General features: G+C 48.9%; 1 protein-coding gene. It reads left to right on the plus strand.

All coding sequences use genetic code 11. The annotated features are described in order from the left end of the window. Nucleotides 1-1068 (plus strand): cadherin-like domain-containing protein (locus AB4154_RS09005; RefSeq protein WP_372122782.1); only part of this gene is annotated, 1068 nt, incomplete at both ends.

The following is a 1068-nucleotide window of genomic DNA, read 5'->3' on the forward strand; positions in this document are numbered from 1 at the left end:
AGCAGCTGCTTTCTCAAGCATCAGATGTGGAAGGCGATGACCTTACGGCTAGCGACCTTACGGTTGGTGGAGATGCGACGGTTGTAGCTAATGATGACGGCAGCTTCACCATCACGCCAGATGAGAACTTCAATGGTGATATCGATATTAGCTTCGATATCTCAGATGGTACCAATACGGTTCAAGCATCGGCTGACCTAACTGTTAATCCAGTTAATGACCTGCCAGTCCCTCAAGACCAACAGTTCAGCGTTGAAGAAGATGGCACGTTAATCTTCACCGATGCCGACCTATTAACAGGTGCAACGGACATTGAAGGCGACAACCTAACGGTTGAAGGTGTGACCTACGACGGTGGCGACGGTATTCTTACCGACAATGGTAATGGCACATACACCTTCGCACCGAATGAAAACTTCAATGGCGACGTAAACTTCGGCTTTGATGTGTCTGACGGTACCGATACGGTATCAGCTAACATTGATGTGAGCGTAACAGCGGTTGATGATGCGCCAGTGTCTGGCGACCTAGCATACTCAATCGACGAAGACGGTTCGATTCGTCTAAGCCAAGAGCAGCTTCTATCGCAAGCGTCTGATGTGGAAGGCGATGACCTGACAGCTAGCGACCTAACGGTTGACGGTGATGCTACAGTCGTTGCTAACGATGATGGCAGTTTTACCATCACGCCAGATGAGAACTTCAATGGTGACATCGATATCAGTTTCGATATCTCTGATGGCACCAATACCGTTCAAGCTTCTGCCGATTTAACCGTTAACCCAATCAATGACCTGCCAGTTCCTCAAGATCAGCAATTCAGTGTTGAAGAAGACGGTACTTTACTGTTCACAGACGCGGATCTGCTTACAGGCGCGACAGACATTGAAGGTGACAACCTAACGGTTGAAGGTGTGACCTACGATGGTGGCGACGGTATCCTTACCGACAACGGTAACGGCACGTACACCTTTGCGCCAAATGAAAACTTCAATGGTGACGTAAACTTCGGCTTCGATGTGTCAGACGGAACCGATACGGTCTCTGCGAACATCGATGTAAGTGTGA

Source organism: Vibrio sp. 10N.286.51.B11 (genome assembly GCF_041469245.1).
Taxonomy (GTDB): domain Bacteria; phylum Pseudomonadota; class Gammaproteobacteria; order Enterobacterales; family Vibrionaceae; genus Vibrio; species Vibrio crassostreae_C.